The sequence below is a fragment of the Pseudonocardia pini genome (genome assembly GCF_013870575.1).
GTDB lineage: Bacteria > Actinomycetota > Actinomycetes > Mycobacteriales > Pseudonocardiaceae > Pseudonocardia > Pseudonocardia pini.
In genome coordinates, this window is record NZ_JACBXB010000675.1 from 1 (window position 1) to 3,101 (window position 3,101).

The window sequence follows — 3,101 nt, forward strand, 5'->3', positions numbered from 1 at the left end:
GCCGGATCGGCGGCGAGCTCGTCGAGCAGGGCGAGGCCCTGTTCCGGCCCGTCTCGCATCGCGACGGCCGCAGCCCGGTTCAGCGCGACGACCGGGGTCGGCGTGAGCCGGTGCAGGACGTCGTAGAGCGCGACGATCTGGGCCCAGTCCGTGCCCGCGACGTCCGGTGCCTCGGCGTGCAGGGCCGCGATCGCCGCCTGCACCCCGTACGGCCCCGGCGGACCGCCGGTCAGGGCGGCCTCGGCGAGCGCGGTGCCCTCGGCGATCAGCGCCGCGTCCCACCGGGTGCGGTCCTGCTCCTCGAGGGGCACCCCGCGTCCGGCCCGCCGGGCGTCGGTCAGCAGGAGCAGGCCGAGCAGCCCGGCCACCTCTCGTTCGGGCAGCAGGCGGTGGAGGACGCGGGCGAGCCGGATCGCCTCCGCGGCGAGGTCGTCGCGCTCCGGATCGGCGTAGCCCTCCGTGAAGACCAGGTAGACGACCTGGAGGACGCCCGGGAGGCGTTCGGGCAGCTCGTCCGGGCCCGGGACGCGGAAGGGGATCCTGGCCTCGCGGATCTTCTTCTTGGCCCGCACGATCCGCTGGGCCATCGTGGCGGTCGGCACGAGGAAGGCCCGCGCGACGTCGGGGGTGTCCAGCCCGGCGAGGCAGCGCAGGGTCAGCGCCGTGCGGTCCTCCGCGGAGAGCGCCGGGTGGGTGCAGGTGAAGAAGAGCCGCAGCCGCTCGTCCGGCAGGCCGTCCGCGAGCTCCGGGGCCGGCTCGTGGCGCTCGCCCTCCGCGGCCAGGACGGCCAGCCTGCGCGCCTGGACCTGGTCGCGGCGCAGCCGGTCGACCGCCCGACGCCGAGCCGTGGTGAGCAGCCAGGCGCCGGGCTTCGTCGGCACGCCGTCTCGCGGCCAGGTGCGCAGCGCCGCCTCGACGGCCTCCGACGCGACCTCCTCGGCCAGGTCGAGATCGCCGAACCGGTGCACGAGCGAGGCGAGCAGCCGACCGCGTTCCTCCCGGAAGACGGCCTCGACGTGCGTGTGCACCGGGGAGCCCATCAGCCGAGGTCGGCGACGGGCCGGACCTCGATCGCGCCGCCGTCGCGCGAGCCGGGGCAGCTCGCCGCCCAGTCCAACGCGACGTCCAGGTCAGGGACGTCGATCACCACGAACCCGCCCAGCAGCTCGCGGGTCTCGGCGAACGGGCCGTCCGTGACGGTCCGGGAGCCCTTCGCGACCTGCACCGTGGTGGCGCTGACGAGGTCGGCGAGGGACTCGCCCGAGACCTTCACCCCGGCGTCGTGCAGGTCCTTGTCCCAGGCCTGCCAGTCGGCGGGCGTGCACTCCGGCTCGGTCACGTCGGTGCCCGCGTAGATCAGCAACATGTACTTCATCGGTCCTCCTCGGGTGGGTCCTTCGGGTCACCGACGAACGGCGGGGTACCCGATCGACAGCAGGGTCCGGAGAATCCTCACGCCAGCTCGAAGTCCTCGAAGTCGAACCCGGGGGACACCACACACGAGACGAGTGCGGGCTCGCTCCCGCGCAGCGCCGCGGACTGCCACCAGTTCGCAGGCACGTGCTGCTGCGGGGTGTGGGCGTTGAGGCTGAACGCCACGCCCTGCCCCGGCTGCTCGCCCACCGACAGCTCGATCCCGGAGCCGGAGTGCCACATCCACAGCTCCGTCGAGCGGACCCGATGCCATCGTGACTCCCCGTCGAGCAGGTACAGGATCGCGGTGGCGGTCGGTCGCGGACCGTGGTCGGTCTCGACGGTCACGGGCGAGGTCCAGGTGCGGCGGTACCAGCCGCCCTCGGGGTGCGGAGCCAGGTCCAGGGCGGTGGCGAGCGCGGGTGTGGGCACGGCGCCGAGTCTTCCGGGCGCGGCGGGGGCTGTCACGTGGGGTGATCTGGACCCTTCACGGATGGTGACGTTTCGCGCTGTCTCGAGCACGCTGCGCCACGTTCGGGTGGCGCTGGACCGGGTGACCCGGCTGGCATCGCTCACGATCTGGTGTGAAATAAGCGCAGTCCTGATGCAGATGTGACGAGAGGTGCTCCTGATGCGCTCCACCGTCCGGTCGCGAATGCTGGCCGTCGCACTGACCGGTTGTGCCGTGGTGGCGCTGACGGGTCTGAGTGCAACTCCCGCGCTGGCGGCCGAGCCCGGTGCCGCTGCGCCGTCGGCGCAGGCCGGGGGTGCTGCTGAGCCTGGTGCCGCTGGGCCTGGTGTCGCTGGGCCTGGTGCCGCTGAGCCCGGTGCTGCTGGGCCTGGTGCCGCTGAGCCCGGTGCTGCTGAGCCTGGTGCCGCCGCACCCGCCGCCACGCCGTCGAAGTGCGCGCAGACCGCCGCGGATGCCCTGAACTGGGGGGAGCCGACCCGGCGGTCGGACTTCGACGGCACCGCGCTGCCGCCCGACTGGCACCCCTACGGCCCCGAGCCGGGGCACGACAAGAAGGGCACGCGGACGCCCGACCAGATCGCGGTCAAGGACGGCGTCGTGACCCTCGCGGGCGACGAGCAGGGCAACACCGCCGCGATGAGCTGGCACCCCGGCCAGCGCTACGGCCGCTGGGAGACCTGCGTGCGCTCCGACCCGGGCGCCGGCGGCTACCACCCGGTGATCCTGCTGTGGCCGGTGAAGGAGGACTGGCCGGTCGGCGGCGAGATCGACTGGATGGAGATCAGCGCCGACGACCGTCAGGACACCGATTTCTTCCTGCACTACGGCGAGAACAACGACCAGGAGTACGGCTCGGTCACGCACGACGCCACCGAGTGGACGGCCTTCGCGCTGGAGTGGACGCCTCAGACGATGACGGCGTACCTCAACGGCGAGGAGTGGTACTCCACCACCGACACCAGCCACTTCCCGCCCGGCGCCATGAACATGACCATTCAGCTGGACCTCTTCCCGCCCGCGGGCGGCGACACGGCGATGCACCTGGACTGGACGAAGCAGTGGGCCCTGCCGGAGAGCGAGCCCGCGACGCTCTCGCTGGCCCCGGGCGCACCCGCGACCGGCCAGGGCGACCTGCACCCGGACCGCACCCCCAAGCCCCTCGCGGACCTCCCGCAGACCGACACCCCCGCCGTCGACGAGCCTGCCCCCGCTTCGA

Annotated in this window: 5 protein-coding genes; 2 read left to right on the forward strand and 3 right to left on the reverse strand. The window is 73.3% G+C overall.

Translation table 11 applies throughout. The annotated features are described in order from the left end of the window. From H5J29_RS26985 to H5J29_RS26995, 3 genes are all read right to left on the reverse strand, one after another. On the reverse strand, positions 1-1,040 hold a 1,040-nt coding region (locus tag H5J29_RS26985; RefSeq protein ID WP_181783813.1), incomplete at its 3' end, for an RNA polymerase sigma factor. Further along, positions 1,040-1,375, reverse strand: a complete 336-nt coding sequence (locus H5J29_RS26990; RefSeq protein WP_181783814.1) for a YciI family protein — start codon at positions 1,373-1,375, stop codon at positions 1,040-1,042. The genes H5J29_RS26985 and H5J29_RS26990, both read right to left, overlap by 1 nt. 77 nt (positions 1,376-1,452) lie before the next feature. Further along, positions 1,453-1,845 carry a cupin domain-containing protein gene (locus H5J29_RS26995; protein ID WP_181783815.1) on the reverse strand — a complete coding sequence of 131 codons (393 nt, stop codon included), beginning with the start codon at positions 1,843-1,845 and terminating at the stop codon, positions 1,453-1,455. A 275-nt stretch (positions 1,846-2,120) separates the two neighbouring features. Between H5J29_RS26995 and H5J29_RS36365 the strand changes: the two genes are divergently transcribed. Next, complete coding sequence (locus H5J29_RS36365) at positions 2,121-2,345, forward strand: hypothetical protein (protein ID WP_181783816.1); 225 nt, start codon at positions 2,121-2,123, stop codon at positions 2,343-2,345. A gap of 137 nt (positions 2,346-2,482) precedes the next feature. Beyond that, positions 2,483-3,101, forward strand: a 619-nt coding sequence (locus H5J29_RS36370) for a glycoside hydrolase family 16 protein (RefSeq protein ID WP_181783817.1), incomplete at its 3' end; no start/stop codon positions are given.

Bases quoted from the DNA above. Each gene is read 5' to 3' on its own strand.
- H5J29_RS26990 (WP_181783814.1), bottom strand. From the start codon at position 1,375: ATGAAGTACATGTTGCTGATCTACGCGGGCACCGACGTGACCGAGCCG.